Annotated in this window: 21 protein-coding genes and 3 tRNA genes; 13 read left to right on the top strand and 11 right to left on the bottom strand. The window is 62.0% G+C overall.

The window, feature by feature from the left end:
- Positions 1-444: 444 nt before the first annotated feature.
- Positions 445-2,409, top strand: coding sequence for a Xaa-Pro dipeptidyl-peptidase (locus E1748_RS14010; protein WP_133649356.1), 1,965 nt, complete (start codon positions 445-447; stop codon positions 2,407-2,409).
- A 16-nt stretch (positions 2,410-2,425) separates the two neighbouring features.
- On the opposite strand, the gene E1748_RS14005 is transcribed toward E1748_RS14010, so the two are convergent.
- The gene (locus E1748_RS14005) at positions 2,426-3,196 is read right to left on the bottom strand and encodes an SDR family NAD(P)-dependent oxidoreductase (RefSeq protein ID WP_133647825.1); all 771 of its coding nucleotides are present in this window, start codon (positions 3,194-3,196) and stop codon (positions 2,426-2,428) included.
- Positions 3,197-3,887: 691 nt separating this feature from the next.
- Between E1748_RS14005 and E1748_RS31475 the strand changes: the two genes are divergently transcribed.
- Positions 3,888-4,037: a hypothetical protein gene (locus tag E1748_RS31475; RefSeq protein ID WP_166653564.1), complete on the top strand. Its 150-nt coding sequence runs from the start codon at positions 3,888-3,890 to the stop codon at positions 4,035-4,037.
- 252 nt (positions 4,038-4,289) lie between these two features.
- Positions 4,290-4,889, top strand: coding sequence for a chorismate mutase (locus E1748_RS14000; RefSeq protein ID WP_133647824.1), 600 nt, complete (start codon positions 4,290-4,292; stop codon positions 4,887-4,889).
- Positions 4,890-4,920: 31 nt separating this feature from the next.
- Here the strand turns inward: E1748_RS14000 and E1748_RS13995 are convergent, their stop codons facing one another.
- Both E1748_RS13995 and E1748_RS13990 read right to left on the bottom strand, forming a co-directional pair.
- On the bottom strand, positions 4,921-6,102 hold the full coding sequence (locus E1748_RS13995; RefSeq protein WP_133647823.1) for an exonuclease domain-containing protein: 1,182 nt from the start codon (positions 6,100-6,102) through the stop codon (positions 4,921-4,923).
- A 225-nt stretch (positions 6,103-6,327) separates the two neighbouring features.
- Entirely contained in the window at positions 6,328-6,531 is a 204-nt protein-coding gene (locus tag E1748_RS13990; protein ID WP_091011435.1) for a cold-shock protein, read from the bottom strand.
- Positions 6,532-6,954: 423 nt separating this feature from the next.
- Between E1748_RS13990 and E1748_RS13985 the strand changes: the two genes are divergently transcribed.
- Together E1748_RS13985 and E1748_RS13980 are read left to right on the top strand one after the other, a co-directional pair.
- Positions 6,955-7,182 carry a hypothetical protein gene (locus E1748_RS13985; RefSeq protein WP_133647822.1) on the top strand — a complete coding sequence of 76 codons (228 nt, stop codon included), beginning with the start codon at positions 6,955-6,957 and terminating at the stop codon, positions 7,180-7,182.
- A gap of 524 nt (positions 7,183-7,706) precedes the next feature.
- Entirely contained in the window at positions 7,707-8,846 is a 1,140-nt protein-coding gene (locus E1748_RS13980; RefSeq protein WP_133647821.1) for a porin, read from the top strand.
- A gap of 113 nt (positions 8,847-8,959) precedes the next feature.
- Here the strand turns inward: E1748_RS13980 and greB are convergent, their stop codons facing one another.
- A complete protein-coding gene (gene greB, locus E1748_RS13975; protein WP_133647820.1) occupies positions 8,960-9,529 on the bottom strand; it encodes a transcription elongation factor GreB in 570 nt (189 codons plus the stop codon).
- A 119-nt stretch (positions 9,530-9,648) separates the two neighbouring features.
- Here greB and E1748_RS13970 point away from each other — a divergent pair.
- A tRNA-Arg gene (locus E1748_RS13970) sits at positions 9,649-9,725 on the top strand.
- An 89-nt stretch (positions 9,726-9,814) separates the two neighbouring features.
- Positions 9,815-9,891 (top strand) — tRNA-Arg (locus E1748_RS13965).
- 74 nt (positions 9,892-9,965) lie between these two features.
- Here the strand turns inward: E1748_RS13965 and E1748_RS13960 are convergent.
- The 5 genes from E1748_RS13960 to E1748_RS13940 all read right to left on the bottom strand — a co-directional run bounded on the left by E1748_RS13960 (position 9,966) and on the right by E1748_RS13940 (position 14,838).
- A complete protein-coding gene (locus E1748_RS13960; RefSeq protein ID WP_133647819.1) occupies positions 9,966-10,451 on the bottom strand; it encodes a phage protein NinX family protein in 486 nt (161 codons plus the stop codon).
- Positions 10,452-10,500: 49 nt separating this feature from the next.
- Positions 10,501-12,867 (bottom strand): RelA/SpoT family protein, encoded by a 2,367-nt coding sequence (locus E1748_RS13955; RefSeq protein WP_133647818.1) that lies wholly within the window; start codon positions 12,865-12,867, stop codon positions 10,501-10,503.
- Between the two features lie 79 nt (positions 12,868-12,946).
- Positions 12,947-13,150 (bottom strand): DNA-directed RNA polymerase subunit omega, encoded by a 204-nt coding sequence (gene rpoZ / locus E1748_RS13950; protein WP_006025620.1) that lies wholly within the window; start codon positions 13,148-13,150, stop codon positions 12,947-12,949.
- A gap of 59 nt (positions 13,151-13,209) precedes the next feature.
- Positions 13,210-13,893 (bottom strand): guanylate kinase, encoded by a 684-nt coding sequence (gene gmk, locus E1748_RS13945; protein WP_133647817.1) that lies wholly within the window; start codon positions 13,891-13,893, stop codon positions 13,210-13,212.
- 21 nt (positions 13,894-13,914) lie between these two features.
- Positions 13,915-14,838, bottom strand: coding sequence for a YicC/YloC family endoribonuclease (locus E1748_RS13940; RefSeq protein ID WP_133647816.1), 924 nt, complete (start codon positions 14,836-14,838; stop codon positions 13,915-13,917).
- 227 nt (positions 14,839-15,065) lie between these two features.
- Between E1748_RS13940 and rph the strand changes: the two genes are divergently transcribed.
- The 4 genes from rph (at position 15,066) to E1748_RS13920 (ending at position 17,785) form a co-directional block, all read left to right on the top strand.
- Positions 15,066-15,806: a ribonuclease PH gene (gene rph / locus E1748_RS13935; protein WP_133647815.1), complete on the top strand. Its 741-nt coding sequence runs from the start codon at positions 15,066-15,068 to the stop codon at positions 15,804-15,806.
- Positions 15,799-16,428, top strand: a complete 630-nt coding sequence (gene rdgB / locus E1748_RS13930) for an RdgB/HAM1 family non-canonical purine NTP pyrophosphatase (RefSeq protein WP_133647814.1) — start codon at positions 15,799-15,801, stop codon at positions 16,426-16,428. Before rph ends, rdgB begins: the two co-directional genes overlap by 8 nt.
- Complete coding sequence (gene hemW / locus E1748_RS13925; RefSeq protein ID WP_133647813.1) at positions 16,425-17,639, top strand: radical SAM family heme chaperone HemW; 1,215 nt, start codon at positions 16,425-16,427, stop codon at positions 17,637-17,639. Before rdgB ends, hemW begins: the two co-directional genes overlap by 4 nt.
- Before the next feature lie 56 nt (positions 17,640-17,695).
- Positions 17,696-17,785: transfer RNA gene (locus E1748_RS13920), tRNA-Ser, on the top strand.
- Positions 17,786-17,920: 135 nt separating this feature from the next.
- On the opposite strand, the gene E1748_RS13915 is transcribed toward E1748_RS13920, so the two are convergent.
- Positions 17,921-18,877, bottom strand: a complete 957-nt coding sequence (locus E1748_RS13915) for an acyltransferase family protein (RefSeq protein ID WP_133647812.1) — start codon at positions 18,875-18,877, stop codon at positions 17,921-17,923.
- Between the two features lie 360 nt (positions 18,878-19,237).
- Between E1748_RS13915 and E1748_RS31920 the strand changes: the two genes are divergently transcribed.
- Positions 19,238-20,053 (top strand): class I SAM-dependent methyltransferase, encoded by an 816-nt coding sequence (locus E1748_RS31920; protein WP_133647811.1) that lies wholly within the window; start codon positions 19,238-19,240, stop codon positions 20,051-20,053.
- 69 nt (positions 20,054-20,122) lie between these two features.
- On the opposite strand, the gene soxR is transcribed toward E1748_RS31920, so the two are convergent.
- On the bottom strand, positions 20,123-20,593 hold the full coding sequence (gene soxR / locus E1748_RS13905) for a redox-sensitive transcriptional activator SoxR (protein WP_133647810.1): 471 nt from the start codon (positions 20,591-20,593) through the stop codon (positions 20,123-20,125).
- A gap of 78 nt (positions 20,594-20,671) precedes the next feature.
- On the opposite strand from soxR, the gene E1748_RS13900 reads away from it, so the two are divergent.
- Positions 20,672-21,871, top strand: coding sequence for an efflux RND transporter periplasmic adaptor subunit (locus tag E1748_RS13900; protein WP_133647809.1), 1,200 nt, complete (start codon positions 20,672-20,674; stop codon positions 21,869-21,871).
- Positions 21,872-21,879: the final 8 nt, after the last annotated feature.

The raw sequence follows: 21,879 nt of genomic DNA, 5'->3' as shown, positions 1-21,879 counted from the left end.
TGCGCCCTGAATGTACGACGCGATCAACCCGCAGATGCTACCGACGAAATTTTCTGCACCAGCGGCCCGATCGCTTTCTACCGACGCGGACGGCAGCGCCAGCCATCGCTTGAACGCGGCAAAAGAAAGAGGGACTTCCGAGTAGATCAATAACGGCTCAGCCATTGCACATGGTCCTCCTTATCTATCGTCGGTCACGATACAGGCCAACGGCCGCGATGCGCAGCCGAAAAGCGCATCCGACAGCGATCACGTATCGAAGTCTCGTCATCGTCGTCGGGATAAAAAGCGACCGCGAACTTTCCGGCACCGCGTTCCAATGTCCCATCGCGCATCATCGCCGCGCCCCACCGCCGCATCGCGCTCCAGAAGTGAGAAAGCGTGAGCAACGCGCCGACTCGCGCCAACTACCATTCCCCAACAATCCGATTACGAGGGGACATGATGGCACTGCGTTCGACCGGTTCACTGCATCTCTGGATCACCGCACTCGCGGCCGCCGCATCGCTTGCGGCATGCGGAGGAGACAACGGCAGCAGCGGCTCGGGTGGTGCCGCGACCGCGAACAAGGCCGTCGAAGCGAAACAGGACACGCCCTCCGCCGCTAACTCGCCGGATGCGAACGGCGCACCGAAGCTCTCGCCGTCGGGCGTGCCGTACGCGGACATCACGAGCGGCAAGTATCGCGCGGTCATCAAGGACGGTCAGGTGCAGCCGTCGCTGTCGGGTAACACGATCGCAACCGATGCGTGGGTCGACACGCCGGTCGATTCCGACGGCGACGGCACGAAGGACCGCATTCACGTGCATATCGTGCGGCCGTCCGAAACCGCCGACGGTGCAAAGACGCCGGTCATCGTGCTCGCAAGTCCGTACAACAACGATCTCGCCGACGCGCCGGATCACGATGTCGATGTCGAACTCGACGGCAGTCCGCATCCCGCTCCAGGCGTATCGACGCAATCGTCCGCACGCGTCCTCAAGGCCGCGCCCTCTCCTGTTTCGCATCTGCGCGAAGAAGCCAGCATGGCCATGGCTGCGCGCTCATGGATCGAGTCGTACTTCGTGCCGCGCGGCTTCACGATCGTCTATGCGGATTCGCTCGGCACCGCGGGCTCCGACGGCTGCCCGACGATTCTCACGCACGAAGAATCGGTCGCGATGGCATCGGTGATCCGCTGGCTCGGCCGCGATGCGGTCGCGCAGGACAGCGCGGGCAAGCCGGTCGTCGCGGACTGGTCGACGGGTCACGTCGGCATGTACGGCGTGTCGTACGACGGCACGCTGCCGAAGATGGTTGCGGGTCTGCGCACACGCGGACTCGACGCAATCGTGCCGATCGCGGGCCTCGACAACATGTACGGCTACTATCGACAGGCCGGGCTCGTGCGCGCACCCGACGGTTATCAGGGCGAAGACGTCGACGTCTACCTCAAGGCACTGCTGACCAACGCGCATCCCGAACGCTGCACGCATCTGATCGACGAAGCGTATCGCGACGAAGACCGCACCACCGGCGACTACTCGGCATTCTGGGCCGCGCGCGAAGTCTCGCCGCGCAACGCGGTCGCGCCCGCGCTGATCGCGCAGGGACTCACCGACGACAACGTCAGAACCGATCAATCGATAGGCTGGTATCAGTCGATGCGGCGGCAACACGTACCGACGCAACTGTGGCTGCATCGCGGGACGCACATGGACCCGCGCAACCGGCCGGCGATGGGCGCCGCGTGGACGACCGAAGTGAACCGCTGGTTCACGCGTTATCTGCTCGGCAACAACAACGCGATCGAACGCGATGCGGGCGCGGTGATCGAGCAGACCGACGGCACGCTGCTGAAGGAAGCGCAGTGGCCGGCGAGCAGCGCGCGGTCCATCCGCTATTTCGCGGGAGGCGACGGCTCGCGCGACGGCGTGCTGCTGCGCTACGCGAGCGGCGGCCCCATCGTGACGTTCACCGACGATGCGCAAATCATGGCGCTCGATCTCGCGAACACCGACAGCGGCGCGCATCGCGGGCGCTTCGACACGGCTCCGCTCGCGACCGCGAGCCGTCTGTCGGGCACGGCGACCGCGAAGGTGCGGCTGGCGTTCTCAGCCGTCGCGAACGTGACTGGATTGCTGATCGACCGCGCGCCCGACGGCACCGCGACGATCATCACGCGTGCGTGGACCGATCCGCGCAACCGCGCATCGATCGGTGCGTCGCAGCCGGTCCAGCCGGGCATGCAATACGATCTGCAGCTCACGTTCATGCCGCGCGACTACACGCTCGCGGCGGGTCATCGTCTCGGCTTCGTCGTGCTGTCGAGCGACTACGAAGCGACGCTGCGTCCGGAAGCAGGCACCGAATTGAGGCTGGACCCGGCGGGGACGTCGCTGACGGTTCCGCTCGGCGCCGCGACGTAACTTGTCCGCCACCGAGTCAGTCGGGTAGCGCGACGCCCGACAACCGCTCGCACGCATCGAGCAGACGATCCTGCACGTCGGGATCGTCTGCCGCCGGATGCGTGGGACGCGGCTTCATGTGATAGAAGTACTGCCCGCTCACGCGCGCCGCCGCATCGTCGCTCACCGCGAGCCACGCCTGCGTGCGCGGTGCCGCATCGAGATCGTCGGGCGCGCCGGGACCGCCCATCTTCGTTGCGACCCAACCGGGCTCGAGCGCATTCGACAACACGTGCGGCCAGCGCCGTGCCACCGCGAATGCAAGCAGCAGGTCGTGCAGTTTCGAATCCGAATACGCGGCCGTGCCGTCCCAGCGCCGCGCTCGCCACTCGAGATCATCCAGACTCGCATCGCCGCTGCGATGCAGACCCGAACTCAGATAGACGAGCCGCTGCGGCGCATCGATCAATGCGGTCAGCACGTACGGCGCGAGCGTGTTGATCGCGAAGACGTGCGGCAGGCCATCCTCTGTTTCGATGCGTCGTTGTTCGCGGTACCCCACCGCCGCGTTGTGGATGATCGAATCGAAACGCCCGAGGCGGTTCGCCTGAGCGGCGACGTCGGCCATGTCGCGAAGGCTCGACAGATCGCCTGACACCACGGCCTCCGCGCCCGGCACCGCATCGAGCGCCTGCTGCGAGCGCGCCGCGCTCCGACCATGCAGCACCACTCGATGACCCTCCGCGACGAGCAGACGCGCGGCCATCTGGCCGAGCCCGTCGGCAGATCCTGTGATCAATACTCGCATTGCCTGACTCCTGTCGATCAGTGTTGGGGCGCGGGTCCCGCGCAAGATCGTTGCTGTTGTACGTATCACACGCGCCGGCTCAATGTGTTCGGACCAAACGTTGAGGGTTCGCTCCGGCGCCTCGCATTCGATCCGTCTTTCGTTGCAGCCACCGCGCGTCCGGATGCGCGACAGCGAATGCTTTCCTTATCCCCCACGACGCGAACCGAGTTTCCCATGTGTCGCGCGGCATCAGCTGGTTCCCGAGGGCGAACGCAAATACGCGGCGGAAAAATTTCGCCCGTTGATGATGATTCATATGACGGAAGCGCGAAGTCAACCTGTGCGGTGAGTTGATCTTCAACGCGCTACGCGATCGCGCCGGGAAAAACGCACGGCCGATCGGCAAATGGAATGTGGATTGCGTGGAGGTTAGCTCGCGAACTGCGGGAACCACCAGCAACGAGCGATGACGAACGAATGCACGTCAACGCAGACAGGTGATCATTCGTTATCAAAGAGATCGGCGACTGAAATTTCGAGCGTGCATCCCGACGGGCGGAATCTACAAATTTTATTTGGACGGCTTTGAATTAATCCAGCGCTGTGCCGTTAAAGCAACAGAGGAGTGGTGAAAGCAACATGACGGCTTCGCAGCGCTGGTGCAAATCGGCGGTCGAGGCAGATAATCGGTTTGCACAGGAGAACTATCATGGATACCAAACCGCCGAGAGTCCCGAGCCCGGACAAGGTATTTAGTCCGGACCCGGAACCCGCAGGCGTCGAATTCCTCGGGGCCGAATTGCCGCAACACGTTCGTGCGTTTCTCGACGAGCAACGCAAGACGTGCGAGCAAAAGTAAGCGCTTGTCGCGACGTTGCGACCGCCGCAGTTTCGATGCTGCGCTGCGGTAACTCGCGTTTGCGCGCACCGCTGGAATCGCGCATGCGGGTTGTCGCCCGCTGATCGTCAGTAGCCCATCGCGCTGACGTGTGGGTTTGCGCGCGCGTCACGTTCCTCCCCTCCGTTTTGCCTGACCGGCGCACGCTCCTTCGGCGCTTCGTCTATCCTTCCGCTTTCCGGTCGCTCCCGTACCGACATCTATTCTCTCCCGATGAAAACTTCGTCTCGCTTTCGAGCGCTCGGCTGTGTGCTCGCGCTGTTCCCCGCTGTTGCGTTCGTACCGGCATCGGCTCACGCGGCCGACGCCGATGTCGCGCTGACCAATCTGATCGCGCTCGCGTCGCAGCGGCTCGCGCTGGCTGAACCGGTCGCGCGCTGGAAGTGGGCGAATCATCGGTCGATTACCGACACGCCTCGCGAAGCCGCGTTGCTCAAGGATGTGGAAAAGCGCGCGGCTGCGGCAAACGTCGATCCGGCATTCGCGCACGCGTTTTTCCAGGACCAGATCGACGCGAGCAAAGACGTTCAGAACGATCTGTTCAAGACGTGGCAGACGACGCGTCCGCCCGAAGGTCCGGCACCGGATCTCGCGACCACGACCCGGCCGCAGCTGGATGCATTGACGGTATCGCTGATCGCTGGGCTCGCACGCGTGCAGCCGTTGCGCGCGACGCCGGACTGCCCGACGCGGGTCGCGGATGGCGTTGCAAACTGGAAATCGCTGACGCGCTACGACGCCGCTTACTCGCAGGCGCTCGTGCACGCGCTGGGTCATGTGTGTGAATCGGGCGGTGTCGGAGCGACCGGCTAACGGCTGATTGCTGGGATCAGCCGTATCGATGTTATGCCGCGGCGGACGCGGTGCCCGTCATCGCGGACTCGGGTACGGCAAGGGGCATCACGCGCAGACCGCGCGCGAGATGCGTCTGCAGGATCCGGTAGGTGGACAGTTCGAACGTGCCGGCCGTGGTCGTGGTCGTGGTCGTGGACCATAGCGCGGCGGCTGCGGTGAGCGAAGGTGCGCTGCCGAGGTAGCGCCACCGGTCGACGACATGAAACGTGCGCTGCCGTTGCGTGTCATCCCGCTCCTCGCGCTCCTCGAAGGCGATCGCCCCGTCGTAGGGCCACGGTGCATCGACCGGATCGCTCCTCGAGCTACGCGGCTTCTTGTTATGCACCGGACCAAACGTCGCGATCCACTGCGCCTCCGCGAGCAGCGCACCGACCTCGCCGCCCGTCGCGCGCCATTCGACCCGCCGCACCTGCTGCGCAATGCGCATTTCACGCGACGACCGACGCTCGCCCGTCAGATGCGCGCGTAGCCGCTGACGCACGCGCACGCTCCTGCCGACGTAAAGCGGCACGTCATCGTCGCCGTAAAACATATAGACGCCACAGCCTGCCGGTGCGGCATCGAGATGATCCTCGGTGATGTCGCCGGCAAGCCGATAGCGCTGCATCGTGCGCTCGATCTGCGCGCGCAGTGCGTCCGTCGGTACCAGCGTGTGAAGACGCTGCCAGAATTGCCACAACAGATCGGCGTCGGCGAGCGCGCGGTGACGGTCGGCGGCGACCAGCGCATGCCGCAACGTCAACGCATCGAGTCCGTGCCGCTTTTCGGCGGGAAACAGCGCGCGCGACAGTCGGACCGTGCAAAGCACGTCCGGATTGAACGCGAAGCCCACGCGCGAGAACTCGCTGCGCAGGAAGCCCCGGTCGAAGCCGGCGTTATGCGCGACGAACAGCTTGCCGTTCAGGCGCTCGAAAAGCCCCGGAGCGATGGCGTCGAACGTGGGCGCGCCGCGCACCATTGCATCGGTAATCCCGGTGAGCTGCTGAATGAACGGGGGAATCGATCGCCGCGGATCGACCAATGCACTCCAGCGCGACACACCGCCCGGTCCGATCTCGACGACGCCTACTTCGGTAATGCGGTCTTCGCCCGCGGAACCACCGGTCGTTTCAAGATCGACGAAGACGATTGGCATGTCGATCGCAAGATTGGGTGGAACAGGCTCGGACATGGGAAATTCGGAAAGTGGCATTGGAGGAGTATGCCATTAGTGAGCGGCTGGCCGGACGGGTAAGGTGGCCGGCTGGGTGGTGCATAGCGGGAGCGAGCGGACTTTCGGGGCACCGATATTCGATTATCGGTTTTATAAACCAGTTAATCGCCAATCAAAATAAAAAAAGCCTCCTGAAAAGGAGGCTTCCAATATGCCGCAGTCGACTCATGCGGCTACAGGCATTTACAGCGGCTGGATGTTTGCAGCCTGCTTGCCTTTCGGGCCCGTCTTGACTTCGAACGAGACGCGCTGGTTTTCCTTCAGCGACTTAAAGCCTTCCGAGCGAATTTCCGAGAAATGCGCAAACAGATCTTCGCCGCCTGCATCCGATGTAATGAAGCCAAAGCCCTTAGCATCGTTGAACCATTTGACGATACCGGTTTCCATGTTCCAGTTTCCTTCAAGATTTAATAAAAGCGGGCAATGCCCTCAAGCCGATCCACGATGCTCATCCTCTGTTGCCGGAGGCACGCATCGACTTTGAATGCCGGTGCGTCTGTCAATCGAAAATTCAGCATTGCCGTTATACGGGCGGCGGCGAACCGTCGTCAAGGAATTTTTTGGAAGAAACAACGTCTTGAATGAACTTTCCGATGCGCACCGCATCGCGCCCATTTCGATCACGCTTCTCGGGTGTCATGACTGCTATAAAAGCGTCATTATTACTTACCGGAACCGGATATACGATTAATCCAGGAAAATATTTCCGAGAAGTAATGCCGTGAGTTTTTGATAAGTGTTTGTCCGGGTTGTACAGGCGGAACATCCCTTTCAAGATCGATTTTACAAAGAGATCAGGGAGACCAAAAAATGCTGAACGAACTCCGTCGCCTCGTCGCGTGGTTTACGCGACCCAAGGCAAAAGTCGCACGCGCGGCGCCCCCTCTTCCCGCCTTCGCATTCGATCCCGTCTGGCACGGTGATCACTGGCAGAACCTGCTGTCTTCCCCTATGGACGCCCGTCACTATGTAATGGAAGATTGGGCCCTGTCGTCGGCGCTCGATCCCTTCGCAACAGCCGGTTCACAGAACGGATGACGGAGCTGGGGCTCGACGAGGCAAAAAAAAGCGCGACTGGGAAGTCGCGCCGACAAAGGTTTGGAGATCTTTTTCGTCAACGAAAAAGTCTGCTTCGGAAAGCAGAAATTTCAGTATAGCGCCGGCAAAGCAGACGATTACCAGCACGAACAACAAACATCTATTCCTTATACGGCAACAATCCTTTTATACGTCTTTTTGCGTTGTTTTCGCGCCCGGTTTGTTGTAGCAATTGCACAACGCCTGTTGGTTGACACACCCTCCCCGTAGCGGCACTCCTCCCGCAAAGCCTTTACCAGCAAGGCTTACGCCCCGATTCGACATCATTTCCGATCACGTAATACTTTATTGCGCAAATCGGAACGCCCTCTGCGGCGCTTGCCTCTCTACACTTTGCCTGTCCGGAAACCGGCGCGTCTGCAGCACCGCGCGCTTCACGCGAATTTCGCCTCTCGCAGCGCTCGCGTGATGGTTTCCTTCAAGCCTGGGTTGCTAAAGCCCATCCTGTTCTCGGAGTTACAAAGATGAAAAAGACTCTCATGGTCGCTGCCCTGACGGGCGTTTTTGCTACCGCAGCGCACGCCCAAAGCAGCGTCACGCTGTACGGCCTGATCGACGCGGGCATCACCTACACGAACAACCAGCACGGCCACTCCAACTGGCAAGAAACGAGCGGCTCGGTGAACGGCAGCCGTTGGGGCCTGCGCGGCGCTGAAGACCTCGGCGGTGGCCTGAAGGCAATCTTCACGTTGGAAAACGGCTTCGGCATCAACGACGGCACCCTGAAGCAAGGTGGTCGTGAGTTCGGCCGTCAAGCATTCGTCGGTCTGTCGAGCAACCAGTTCGGCGCTGTGACCCTCGGCCGTCAATACGACAGCGTGGTCGACTACGTCGCTCCGCTGGCTCTGACGGGCACGCAATACGGCGGCACGCAGTTCGCCCACCCGTTCGACAACGACAACCTGAACAACTCGTTCCGTGTTAACAACTCGGTCAAGTACCAAAGCGTTAACTACGGCGGCTTCAAGTTCGGCGCGTTGTATGGCTTCTCGAACCAGGCTGACGGCTTCGCGAACAACCGCGCATACAGCGCGGGCGCGTCGTACAACTGGGGCGGCCTGAACCTCGCAGCGGCTTACCTGCAACTGAACAGCAACGCTGGTGCACCGGGAGCGCTCAACACGTCGGGCGCAGTTTCGAGCGACAACACGTTCTTCGCTGGCCGTCAGCGTACGTGGGGCGCAGGTGCTAACTACGCGTTCGGCCCGGCAACCGTCGGCCTCGTGTACACGCAAACGAACCTGTCGCAACTGACGGGTATCGGCTCTGGCGCTTCGGGTCAAACCAACGGTATCGGCTTCGGCGGCGGTAGCGCACGCTTCCAGAACATCGAAGCGAACGCTCGTTACGCCCTGACGCCGGCTCTGAGCGTCGCCGGTTCGTACACGTACACCAAGGCAAGCCTGGATGGTTCGCATCCGCACTGGAACCAGTTCAACCTGCAAACGGCGTATGCGCTGTCGAAGCGTACCGACGTGTACCTGCAAGGCGAATACCAGCAAGTCAACCAAAGCGCTGGCATCGATGCAGACATCAACGGTCTGGCTGCTTCGGGCAACAACAAGCAAGTCGCTGTGACGGCTGGTCTGCGTCACCGCTTCTAAGCGACTGGCAGTATCCGCAGTATCGAAAGGCGCCGCTTGCGGCGCCTTTTTTCATTGTTTTTATATTCGACGGACCTACATCCAGCCGCGAACAACGCGGTGTCCGGCAGCGTTCACACCGCAACATCTGGCGGCGGATATTTCACGTCAAGCACATCGATCGGCTCAGGACCCACAGGCGTATGGAGTGTCACCTGATCGCCGATCCGCGCTTTTAACAACGCACGCGCCACCGGCGAAATCCAGCTGACGTGCCCCCGATCGAGATTGACCTCATCGACGCCGACGATCGTCACCGTGTGCTCACCGCCATCTTCGGTCGCATAGTCGACGGTCGCGCCAAAAAACACCTGGTCGACATTCTCCTGCCGACTGCTGTCGACTATTTCGGCAAGATCGAGCCGCTTGGTCAGAAAGCGGATGCGCCGATCAATTTCACGCAATCGCCGCTTTCCGTAGATGTAATCGCCGTTCTCCGAACGATCTCCATTCGACGCAGCCCACGACACCAGTTTCACGACCTCAGGCCGCTCTTCGTCGATCAGATGCAGCAGTTCATCACGCAACCGCCGATAGCCGGCCGGCGTGATGTAGTTCTTTGCCCCAGCGGGCATCTCGGGCTGAGCGACGTCGGGATCGTCGTCGTTCTCGTCACTCGATTCTTTGACAAAAGCCTTGTTCATCGTAATCCAGTCAATACTCCAAACGTTCTGCTTCAAGGTTACACGATACCCCTCAGCGGACAAATCCGCGTTTGTCGCTTCCCTTTTTTTGAAGCTTTGCTATAATCTCGTTTCTGCGTGCGGCTGTAGCTCAGTTGGATAGAGTACTTGGCTACGAACCAAGGGGTCGTGGGTTCGAATCCTGCCAGCCGCACCACTTTTTTGAGGGCCTTCCTCCATGGAAGGCCCTTTCGTTTCAAGGTGTTGTAAGCGCGTCGTGCACGCTTCCACCCGTACCGCTTACGTGCGGCTGTAGCTCAGTTGGATAGAGTACTTGGCTACGAACCAAGGGGTCGTGGGTTCGAATCCTGCCAGCCGCACCACTCATGAAGGGCCTTCCATTGCGGAAGGCCCTTTTTGCTTTTGCGCTCGGATATCGACGCGCATGTCGATGGCGTTAGCGCGGTGCCGACTTGATATCGCCGATCCGGCCATCCGGATCCGGTGTTTCGACGACCGCAGATGCTGTCGTCTGCTCGTCGACGGGTTCGGCCCTCGTGCCGAGCAGCGCCTGCGAATGCCGGAGCACGTCGTCAACAGACTGACCAAAGCGGCTCCCGACAAACGCGCGCAGCAACGCAATCCGCAGCGACTCTCCCCGCCCTTCGATCTCCCCTCCACTGCCATCGAATTCGACGACACAAACCGCACCATGCGCGGACTGCTCGCGTACTTCCAGCCGCCGAACACGCTCCAGCACAACGGCGGCCGCTTCCCACGAGCGTGACGGCGTGAACCGCCCATCCCACGGCCGCCCGCGATCGTTGCCGCGAATCGCGATGGTACGTCCGCTGTCGGTGAAATAGATTTCGCGCACGAAGTCGTGCAGGCCACGCGCGGCCCAATAGTCGAGCGCGTCGTCCTTCAGTTCGGCTACGTTCATGGTGTGTGTCGCTCCTCGACGATGGAGCGGCAGCGAAGCAACGCCGCGGTCAGTAGTCCGCGCGTTCCCGATCGATCCGCATGCCGCCGTCGTGACGGTGATGCTGCTCTTCGCTGGGCCGCTCGCGCACGATGCGCATCACGTCCGGATTGGTCCGCACGCGGCGCATCACGTTGGCCAGATGCACGCGGTCGCTCACCTGGATCACGAACCGGAGCACGGTGGATTCCTGCGACAGATCTTCGTCCATCGCGATGTGGACGATGTTCGCATCCGCCGACGTGATATCGGCCGCCACGCGCGCAAACACGCCCTTGGTGTTGTTCACGAGCACCTTGACGGCCACATCGAACAGACGGCCCGGCTGCGGCGCCCAGGCGACATCGATCCAGCGGCCCGGATCGCGCCGGTGGATACGTTGTGCAACGCGGCAGTCGGTCGTATGGATCGCCATACCGAGCCCGATGCCGATGTAGCCCATGATGTCGTCGCCGGGAATCGGGCGGCAGCACGCGGACAACTGCACCGACATGCCTTCCGTCCCGGTAATGACCACCGGCGGCGCAGTCGATGCCGCTGACGCTTCCCGCGAATTATCGTCGTCGCCGTCGAGACCTCGCATCAGCACCTCGATGCGCTTCGCCATCACCGCAGCGACACGTCGACCGAGCCCGATATCCGCGAAAATCTCCTGACCGCTCTTGTTGCCGGTCCACTGCACGAGCTTTTCCCAGACCTCCGGCGTCACATCCGACAGCGCGAACCCATACCCCTTGAGCGCCTGCTCGACGAGGCGTTCGCCGAGCTGCACCGACTCGTTGAGCCGCATCGTCTTCAGATAATGGCGGATCGCCGAGCGCGCCTTGCCGGTACGCACGAAGCCGAGCCAGGCCGGATTCGGCTTCGAATACGGCGCGGTAATCACCTCGACGATATCGCCGCTCTTCAGCTCGGTACGCAGCGGCAGCAGCTCGTTGTTGATCTTCACCGCGACGCACTGGTTGCCCAGGTCGCTGTGGATCGAATACGCGAAGTCGAGTGCGGTCGCGCCGCGCGGCAGCGCCATGATTTTCGACTTCGGCGTGAACACGTAGACGGCATCCGGGAACAGATCGATCTTCACGTGCTCGAGGAATTCGCTCGAATCCCCCGCTTCGCTCTGAATGTCGAGCAGCGACTTGAGCCACTGATGCGCGCGCTTCTGCACATCGTTCAGATCCGCGCCGCCGTTCTTGTACAGCCAGTGCGCGGCGACGCCGGCCTCGGCGATCTCGTGCATCTTGCGCGTGCGCACCTGGAATTCGATCGGCGCACCGAACGGTCCCACCAGCGTCGTATGTAGCGACTGGTAGCCGTTCACTTTCGGAATCGCGATGTAGTCCTTGAACTTGCCGGGTACCGGCTTGTACAGCGCATGCAGCGCACCGATACACGTATAGCATTCGAGCGCGCTCTCGACGACCACGCGAAAGCCATACACGTCCAGCACCTGCGAGAACGACAGCTGCTTGTCGCGCATCTTCTTGTAGATGCTGAAGATGGTCTTTTCGCGGCCGGTCACCTCGGCATCGAGCTGCGCGTCGGCAAGCGCGCGCTGCACCGATTCGAGAATCTTGCCGACCACTTCGCGGCGATTGCCGCGCGCCGCCTTCACCGCTTTTTCGAGCGTCGCGTAGCGATGCGGATTGAAGTTCGCGAAGCTCAGATCCTGCAGCTCGCGATACGTATTGTTCAGGCCCAACCGATGCGCGATCGGCGCATAGATGTCGAGCGTTTCGCGCGCGACGCGCCGGCGCTTTTCCGGCGGCACCGCGCCGAGCGTGCGCATGTTGTGCAGCCGGTCCGCGAGCTTGACGAGAATCACGCGCACGTCGCGCGCCATCGCGAGCAGCATCTTGCGGAAGTTTTCCGCCTGCGCTTCCTCGCGATTGCGAAACTCCATCTTGTCGAGTTTCGACAGGCCGTCGACCAGTTCCGCGACCTTCGCGCCGAAGCGTTCCGCGAGCTCGGCCTTGGTCACGCCCTGGTCTTCCATCACGTCATGCAGCAGCGCCGCCATGATCGACTGCGCGTCGAGCTTCCAGCCCGCGCAGATTTCCGCGACGGCAACAGGATGCGTGATGTAGGGCTCGCCGCTCTGGCGATACTGACCGAGGTGGGCTTCGTCGCTGAAGTGGAACGCGGCCTTGACCTCCTTGATCTCGTCGGCGGACAGATAGCCGGCGAGTGCGGAGGTGAGTCTCGCGATCGAGACGACGTCATGCCGGCGCGGTTGCTCCGGCGTGGCGGTCGGCCCGAACAGATGGCGAAACGACTGTTCGAGGACCGCGTCGATGTACTTGCGTGCGGACGAGGGGGAGTCGGACTCCCGCTCGATTTCCGTGGCGTCGGTGGGGGGCGAAGGATTGGTGCTCATGTTCGCCTCCTTATCGACGGTCCGCGGTCTGCACGCGTGGGATCAAAATTACACGGCGTTCGAAAACGGACGAGGTGCCTTAGACCGGCACCTTCTTCAGCATTTCAACGCCGACCTGGCCTGCCGCGATTTCGCGCAGCGCGACGACGGTGGGCTTGTCGCGGCTTTCGATCTTCGGCGTGTGACCTTGTGCGAGCTGACGCGCGCGATAGGTTGCTGCCAGCGCCAGTTCGAAACGATTCGGGATCTGTTTCAGGCAGTCTTCAACGGTGATGCGGGCCATGTCTTGGGTTCCTTCTCAGTATGTCGCTCATTCTACCTTATGTGCACGGCATCCCGCCGTCAGCCGCCATGCGGCAGGTGGATGCCGAGCTGCATGAAGAGCTCCGTGTGACGCGCGTACTGCGATGCGAACCGCGAACGCGTCGCGCCCACCAGGCACTGCAACTCCGCGAGCGCGCGATCGAAGTTCTCGTTGATCACGACATACTCCGCTTCCGCCGCGTGCGCCATTTCGCTACCGGCCGCGAGCAGACGCCGCGTGATCACGTTCGGTTCATCCTGACCGCGCTTCTTCAAACGGTCCTCAAGTGCTTCGAGCGACGGCGGCAGAATGAAGATCTCGACTGCGTTGCGAAACTGCTTCTTCACCTGCTGCGCGCCCTGCCAGTCGATTTCGAGCAGCACGTCATGGCCGCTTTTCATCTGCCCTTCGATCCACACGCGTGAGGTCGCGTAGTAGTTGCCGTGCACCTCTGCGCTTTCGAGAAACTCGCCTGCTGCGTGACGCGCCAGAAAATCATCGACGGTGGTGAAGTGATAGTGCTGGCCGCCCTGTTCTTTCGGGCGCGGCGGACGCGTCGTGTACGAGATCGACAGACGGATCGCCGCGTCGCGCTCGAGCAGCGCATTGACGAGCGTCGACTTGCCCGCGCCCGACGGCGCGACGACCATGAACAGGTTGCCTGGGTAGACCCCTGCGTACGGATTACGCGGCGCGTGGCCGTCGTGTGTGTGGTCGGTCATGCTCGACTCCGGATGTTCTGATTATTCGAGATTCTGCACCTGCTCGCGCATCTGTTCGATGAGCAGCTTCAACGTCATCGACGAATCGGCGAGTTCCTTAGCCGCCGCCTTCGACCCGAGCGTGTTCGCTTCGCGATTCAGTTCCTGCATCATGAAGTCGAGCCGCTTGCCGACGCGGCCACCCTTCTCGATCACATGACGCGTTTCGTTCAGATGCGCGGTGAGCCGCGACAGTTCTTCCGCGATATCGATACGGATACCGTACATCGTCACTTCCTGGCGGATCCGTTCGCTGATTTCCTCGCGCGACACGATCGTCGCGGCAGCGTCCGGTGCCGCGAGACCGAGCGCTTCCTGCAGACGCTCGACGATCTTCTGCTGATGCTTCGCGATCAGTTCGGGCACGAGCGGCGTGATCTTCGTGACGATCGCTTCCATCTCGGTCACGTTGTTCAGCAGCATCGTCGCGAGTTGCGCGCCTTCGCGGCCACGCACGTCGATCAGATCGGCGATCGTCTGCTTGCCGCAGCCGAGCACCGCGTCGCGCAGCGTGTCGGCAGCAACGCCGCTTTCCGCGAGCACGCCGGGCCAGCGCAGGATTTCGCCGGTACGCAGATGGCCTGCATCGGGGAACGACTGCAGCACTGCCTGTTCGAGCACCGCGAGCTGATCGAGCGCATCGCGGTTCAGTGCGCCTGCGTTCGCCGACTGCTCGCTGCGCTGCACGTTGATGCGGATGTCGACCTTGCCGCGCGACAGCTTCGTCATCAGCATTTCGCGCAGCGTCGGTTCGCAGACGCGCACGTCTTCCGGCATCCGGAAGTTCAGATCGAGGAAACGCGAGTTAACGGTACGGAGTTCGACGGACACGCTCACGCCACCGTTGCCCGAGGCCGCGACGAGTTCGCGCGTGGCGCTCGCATAGCCGGTCATGCTGTAGATCATCGTTCGTCTCGCGAGAAAGGCCGCAGAACGACCGCCAGGGATCGTCCGGATGGCCCGTGGATCGAGTCGCCCGGCGTGTACGGGACGCGGGGCGGGGAACGCGCATTATCCCATCTTTCGCTGCGTGCCCTCGTTGAGCGAAGCCTGCGCAAACGCCGCCCACTCCGCCGATCGGCGGTAAAATCGCGGTTTCCTCCGCCCCCACCTTCCCTGCCACGGTCCCGACGATGAACGACACCACGAAACGCCCCAGCGGCCGCCCCGCCGATCAGCTGCGCGACGTGCGCATCACGCGCCATTACACGAAGCATGCAGAGGGCTCCGTGCTCGTCGAATTCGGCGACACGAAGGTCATCTGCACCGCGAGCATCGCCGAACAGGTGCCCTCCTTCCTGCGCGATCGCGGGCAAGGCTGGCTCACTGCCGAATACGGGATGCTGCCCCGCGCGACGCACACGCGCAGCGACCGCGAGGCCGCACGCGGCAAGCAGACCGGCCGCACGCAGGAGATCCAGCGCCTGATCGGCCGAGCGCTGCGCTCGGTATTCGATCTCGAACGCCTCGGCACACGCACGCTGCACATCGACTGCGATGTGATCCAGGCCGACGGCGGCACGCGCACCGCGAGTATCACCGGCGCGTTCGTCGCCGCGCACGATGCGATCGCGAAGCTGCTCGCCACCGGCCGCATCGAAACGTCGCCGATCACCGATTACGTCGCCGCGATTTCGGTTGGCGTGTACAACGGCGTGCCGGTACTCGACCTCGACTACGACGAAGACTCGCAGTGCGACACCGACATGAACGTCGTGATGACCGGCGACGGCGGCTTCGTCGAGATCCAGGGCACCGCCGAAGGCGTGCCGTTCTCGCGCGCCGAAATGAACACGCTGCTCGATCTCGCGCAAGCCGGCATCGAGACGCTGATCGCGAAACAGAAAGAAGCATTGGGGTTGAAGGATGAGTGAGCACCTCGCGCCGGCCGACCCGCTCGCCAGGGTCGTGCTCGCGTCGAACAACGCCGGCAAGCTGCGCGAGTTCGCAGCGCTGCTGGAGAATGCCGGCATCACGCTCGTCCCGCAGGGCGAGCTCAATGTGCCCGAAGCGGAAGAGCCCTATCCGACCTTCGTCGAAAACGCGTTGACCAAGGCGCGTCACGCGGCGCGGCTCACCGGCCTGCCCGCGCTCGCCGACGATTCCGGCCTCTGCGTGCGCGCATTGCGCGGTGCACCCGGCGTCTATTCGGCACGCTACGCACAACGCGCGGGCGGCGAGAAAAGCGACGCGGCGAACAACGCGCATCTGGTCGCCCAGTTGCAACATAACGACGACCGTCGCGCGTACTACTACTGTGTGCTCGCGCTGGTGCGCCACGAAGACGACCCCGAACCGCTGATCGCCGAAGGCCGCTGGCATGGCGAAATGCTCGACGCGCCGCGCGGCGCGAACGGCTTCGGCTACGACCCGCTGTTCTTCATCCCCGAACTGAACGCGACGGCCGCGCAACTCGACCCGGCCGTGAAGAACGCGAACAGCCATCGCGCGATTGCGCTGCGGCAACTGCTCGCGCGTCTGCGGGAGGATGCATGAGTACTGCATCGACGGGCGCCGGCGTGATCCGCGCGTTCACCGCACCGGGCGGCATCCGGTTGACATCGCTGCCGCCGCTCGCGCTGTACGTTCATTTTCCGTGGTGCGTGCGCAAGTGCCCGTACTGCGATTTCAACTCGCACGAATGGAAGGGCGACGCGTTTCCCGAAAACGACTACCTCGATGCGCTGCGCGCCGATCTCGAACTTGCGCTGCCGCTGGTGTGGGGACGTCAGGTGCATACGGTGTTCATTGGTGGCGGGACGCCGAGCCTGCTGTCGGCGGCCGGACTCGACCGGCTGCTGTCCGACGTGCGCGCGCTGCTGCCGCTCGATGCCGATGCAGAGATCACGCTCGAAGCGAACCCCGGCACGTTCGAGGCCGCGAAGTTCGCGCAGTTCAGGGCGAGCGGCGTGAACCGGCTGTCGGTCGGCATCCAGAGTTTCAACGAAGCGCATCTGAAGGCACTCGGGCGGATTCACGACGCGACGCAGGCACGCCAGGCCGTCGAGGTCGCCGCGCGCACGTTCGATAACTTCAATCTCGACCTGATGTTCGCGCTGCCGCAGCAGACGCTCGCCGAATGCCAGGCCGACATCGAGACGGCGCTCGCGTTCGCGCCGCCGCATCTGTCGCTGTACCACCTGACGCTCGAGCCGAACACGCTGTTTGCGAAGTTTCCGCCGGCCCTTCCCGACGACGATGCATCCGCCGACATGCAGGAGTGGATTCACGAGCGAACGACTGAGGCCGGCTATGCGCGCTACGAAGTATCGGCGTATGCGCAGCCGCATCGGCAGAGCAAGCACAACCTGAACTACTGGCGTTTCGGCGATTACCTCGGGATCGGCGCTGGCGCGCACACGAAGCTGTCGTTTCCGAATCGCGTGCTACGCCAGGTGCGCTATAAGCATCCGACGACTTTCATCGAGCAGGCGAAAGCCGGCACGCCGGTGCAGGAAGAACATGAGGTCGGGCCGCACGATCTGCCGTTCGAGTTCATGCTGAACGCGCTGCGACTGGTGGAAGGATTTCCGGTGCACCGCTTCATCGAGCGGACGGGATTGTCGATGACGTCGATCGAGCCGGCGCTGCAGGAAGCGGAGCGTCGCGGGTTGATTGCGCGGGATCATCAGCAGATTGCGCCGACGCCGCTCGGGCAGCGCTTCCTGAACGATCTGCAGGAGCTTTTTCTGAACGACGCACGGTGAGCGGAGACCTGGGACGTCGCTCGGCGGCGATGTTCCAGGGTACAATTCCGCCTCCCGGAGGTGTGGCAGAGCGGTTGAATGCACCGGTCTTGAAAACCGGCGAAGGGGCAACCCTTCCGTGAGTTCGAATCTCACCGCCTCCGCCAGAAGATCTTCAACTGGAATCCGCTCGCTTCGCCCAGCCTGGCCGACACACTGCGCAAAGACCTGGTCGAATTCACGCCCCCCAATCCTTCCAGACATGGCACTGCTTTTTAACAGGCAGGAATTGCCTCGCCCCGCTAGCTGCGATTTGCCGATCTGGAGTCCCGCCGGTCGAAGGAGTCGAGGAAAGCGAACAGCCTGTGACGAACCCAGGTTGAAAGACCGTCTTCAAGCAGCACGTTCGCGATACTCGCGATGGCAATAGCGAAGACCGTCACTGCAGCAGCACACCACCACGTGGGTATCAGCCGGCCAAGGCTCACTGCACTCATCAAGCTCTGCAGCCCCTCGCTTGCCAAGGGGTGGAAAAGGTACAGTGAATACGAGATACCGCCCAACCATACGAGCACCGCAGGTACCTGAAAGTGCACCCTCTTGCTCGCCAGAGCCAGCACGAGCAGCGCGAGCGGAAGAGGCGCGCCCCATTGATCCAGTCCGTTAAACGTTCCGTGCCACGTGAAGTCGTACCAGGCAGCGAAGACAATCGTGGAAACGATCAGCACATAGGTGACGGGATGACGCGGCAGATACATCGATCCAAGATACAGGCGAGCAATCACGACGCCAACTGCAAACTCCCAGACAATCGGGTTTGAAATGAGGGCGATGTACGCGTGTGTTATCCCATAATTCTGCCGGACGTCGAGGCCGACGTGCCCCGACGCGATCAGCGGGATCGCGACGAGCGTGAAGACAAACCACGTCGAGAGCGCCTTCCATCGGTGACGCCCGAAAAGCATCGATAACCCAAAGACGAGATAGAAGTACAACTCGAAATTAAGCGTCCAGCCAACATCGTAAGGTGTATCGAAGAACGGGGCCTTACTCGCATCGATTGGGATGAAAACGAGACTCTTCAAAATGGCAAGTAGCGGCGGGAACACCTTTGCCGTAGATATCAGATGCATGCGAGCAAGCAGCAGATCTGCCAGCACAGCAACCACGTACACCGGCCAGACTCTCGCAAAACGCTTGATCAGAAACGACGCCGTATAGCGAATCGATCCGTCGCAGGCGGTAGTCGTATAGACCATGATGAAACCTGATCATGAAGAACAGATCGACACCGAGGGCGCCTGGCGTCATCCAATGCTCGGAAATCGACTCCCAGGGTGTGCCGCGTAACACGATCCGCGCGTGACAGATGAAGACCAGCAATGCTGCGATGCCTCGTAGCGCTTGAATCCAATCAAGCTCGCGTCACACTTTGTAGAACCTTGTAATTTTGAAAAAACCATTTTACGTGAGGTGGAGCAACGCATGGAGCATGCATGACCGGAGAGGACAATCGATCACCATGGTTACCCTCATCTTTCCGGGGAATCACTTACTTATGACTGAATAAACATCGTGTAAGATTTTGCGCGTGACGAATCGTGAACCCGGGTGAGCGAATGAATCTTGATCGAGGCGTGTTGGCACAACTCGGAATTCGTCCGCTGTATCCGTTTTCAGCAACGCCCAGTGACATTCACGAAACGGAGAATGGAAGTCTCCACGGTGTCTGCAACGTATGCGGAACAACTATTACGTTTGTCGACTTCCGCCACGATGCCGAGCGAGAGTCTGGATTTTGCACGACGTGCGGGTCCTTTAACCGACAGCGGCAAGTCCTGGCGGTTCTTCGGTATTTGTGCGGCCAGACCAGTACTGGGCCACTTCAATTTCCCGAGGGTTTTTCGCTCTATAACACCGAGTCGACGCGAGCGGTCCACAATCTATTAAGCCCCCTGCCTGGCTATGTATGCTCCGAGTACTTCGGGCCGGGATTGCCATCGGGTCCATACCACGGCGACACTCATCACGAAGACTTGCAACACCTGTCATTCGGCAACGACTCGATGGACATCGTTCTATCGAGCGACGTGTTCGAGCACATCCCTCATCCGTATGAAGCGCACAGAGAGGTCTACCGGGTTCTGAAACATGGTGGGCACCACATCTTTACGGTTCCGTTCCTGGTGAACGCGGAGTTGGACAACGTGCGCGCCACCGAAGCAAACGGCGAAGTCACGTATCTCGCAGACAAGATCTACCACGGCGATCCAGTCAACCCGAATGCCGGTGTACTGGTTTGGACGTTTCCTTCGCTCGAAATGCTTGTAGAGCTGGCCAAGATCGGATTCAAGCCCGCGGTCTATCAACTGCATATGCCGGAACACGGCATTATCGGACCGTGGAATCTGGTCTTCGTCGCATCGAAGCCGTAACCCGGAATCACGGTTCGACTGGTCAGCAATAGCTGATGACAGACAAGCAGACTCGACACACACCGCCCCTCAAACCGGCGGCGGATCCCCCAACCACCTCCGCGCCCCCGGCCCCGCCTTCCCCGACCGATCCTCAGGATTAGTCAGCTTGCAGCGCTTCAACGACAGACACCCGCATCCGATGCAGTGATCGAGGTCCATGTCCAGCCGCTGCAGTTCTTCGATCTTCTGCGTCACCCGCGCCTTCCATCCGCGTGACAGCCTCAGCCAGTCCTTGTTGGTCGGCAGCGTGTCGGTCGGCAGGCTGGCCAGTTGCTCCGCGATCTCGTCGAGCGAATAGCCGATCCGCTGAGCGAACACGATGAACGCCAGCCGTCGCAAGCTCGAGCGCGGGTAGTACCGGTGGCTCGAGCCGCTCCGGTACGCGACGATCAATCCGCGCGCCTCGTAGAAACGCAACGCCGACGCCGCCACGCCGCTGCGCGCGGAGATTTCGCTGATCGGAATCAGCGGGTCATTAGCTTCACCAGTGGAACGCATCGTTTCACCTCAAATAGCTTTACTTCAAGTTAACTTCAATTTGTAGACTTCGCCCAGTCTAATTCAGAGCGATGTCAAATGCACCCTTCTCCCCCTGTCGGCACGTGGCCTGGCACCGTCGCCGCCGTACTCCTCGTGCTCCTCACGCTGTCCGGCTGCCATCGCGGACAAGACGACAATGCCGCGTCCGCCCCACCCGAGGTCGGCGTCGTCAAGGTAACGACGCGTGCCGTTCACCTGGCGGACGAATTCAACGGGCGCGTCAATGCAGTCGATGCGGTCGATCTGCGTCCGCGCGTCAGCGGCTACCTGCAACGCGTCGCGTACAAGGAAGGCGATCCGGTCGCGCAGGGCGCGGTGCTGTTCGTCATCGATCAGCGTCCCTATCGAATCGCGCTGGAGAAAGCCGACGCGCAGTTCGCCCGCGCACGCGCCGCGCAGTCGCTCGCGCAGACACAGCTCGCGCGAGCGCAATCGCTGATCGGCGTGCATGCGGTGTCGCAGGAAGAGCTCGACACGAGCCGCGCGACCTACGCGCAAAGCACGGCGGACCTGCATGCGGCTGAAGCCGCCGTCGATGCCGCGAAGCTCGATCTGAGCTTTACCGAGGTGCGCGCGCCGATCGCCGGACGCGCGGGCCGCGCGCTCGCGACCGTCGGTAATCTCGCGAGCGCCGACCAGACGCTGCTGACGACGATCGTTTCGCAAGACCCCGTCTACGTCTATTTCGACTGCGACGAACAAAGCTATCTGCGCTACAACGCGCAGCGCACGCACGGCGAGCACGACGCGATCGCGGCCAACCAGGTGCGTATCGGCCTCGCGAACGAAAGCGGTTTCCCGCACACCGGCACGGTCGATTTCCTCGACAACCGGCTCGACTCAGCGACGGGCACGATCCGCGCGCGCGTCCGGTTACCGAATGCCGATCGCTCGTTCATCCCCGGTCTCTACGCGCGCGTGCAGCTGTTCGGCGCGCACGACGAAAACGTGCTGCTCGTCGACGACCGCGCGGTGCTCACCGACCAGGACAAGAAATACGTGTACGTGGTCGGCCCAGGCGACCGAGCGATGCGTCGCGACGTCACGATCGGCCGTGCGATGGGGAATCAACGGATCATCGAATCAGGGCTGAAGTCCGGCGACACCGTCGTCGTCGAAGGCGTGCAGCGCATCTTCTACCCCGGCGCGCCGATCAAGCCGAAAACGATCGCCGTCGAGTCCGCACGCTCCGCTGCGTCAGACCCGATCACGACCCCGCCGGCAACGGCGCAGTAACCCGCGAG

It is taken from the genome of Paraburkholderia flava (genome assembly GCF_004359985.1).
GTDB lineage: Bacteria > Pseudomonadota > Gammaproteobacteria > Burkholderiales > Burkholderiaceae > Paraburkholderia > Paraburkholderia flava.
This window is presented reverse-complemented; position numbering and strand designations above follow the sequence as displayed.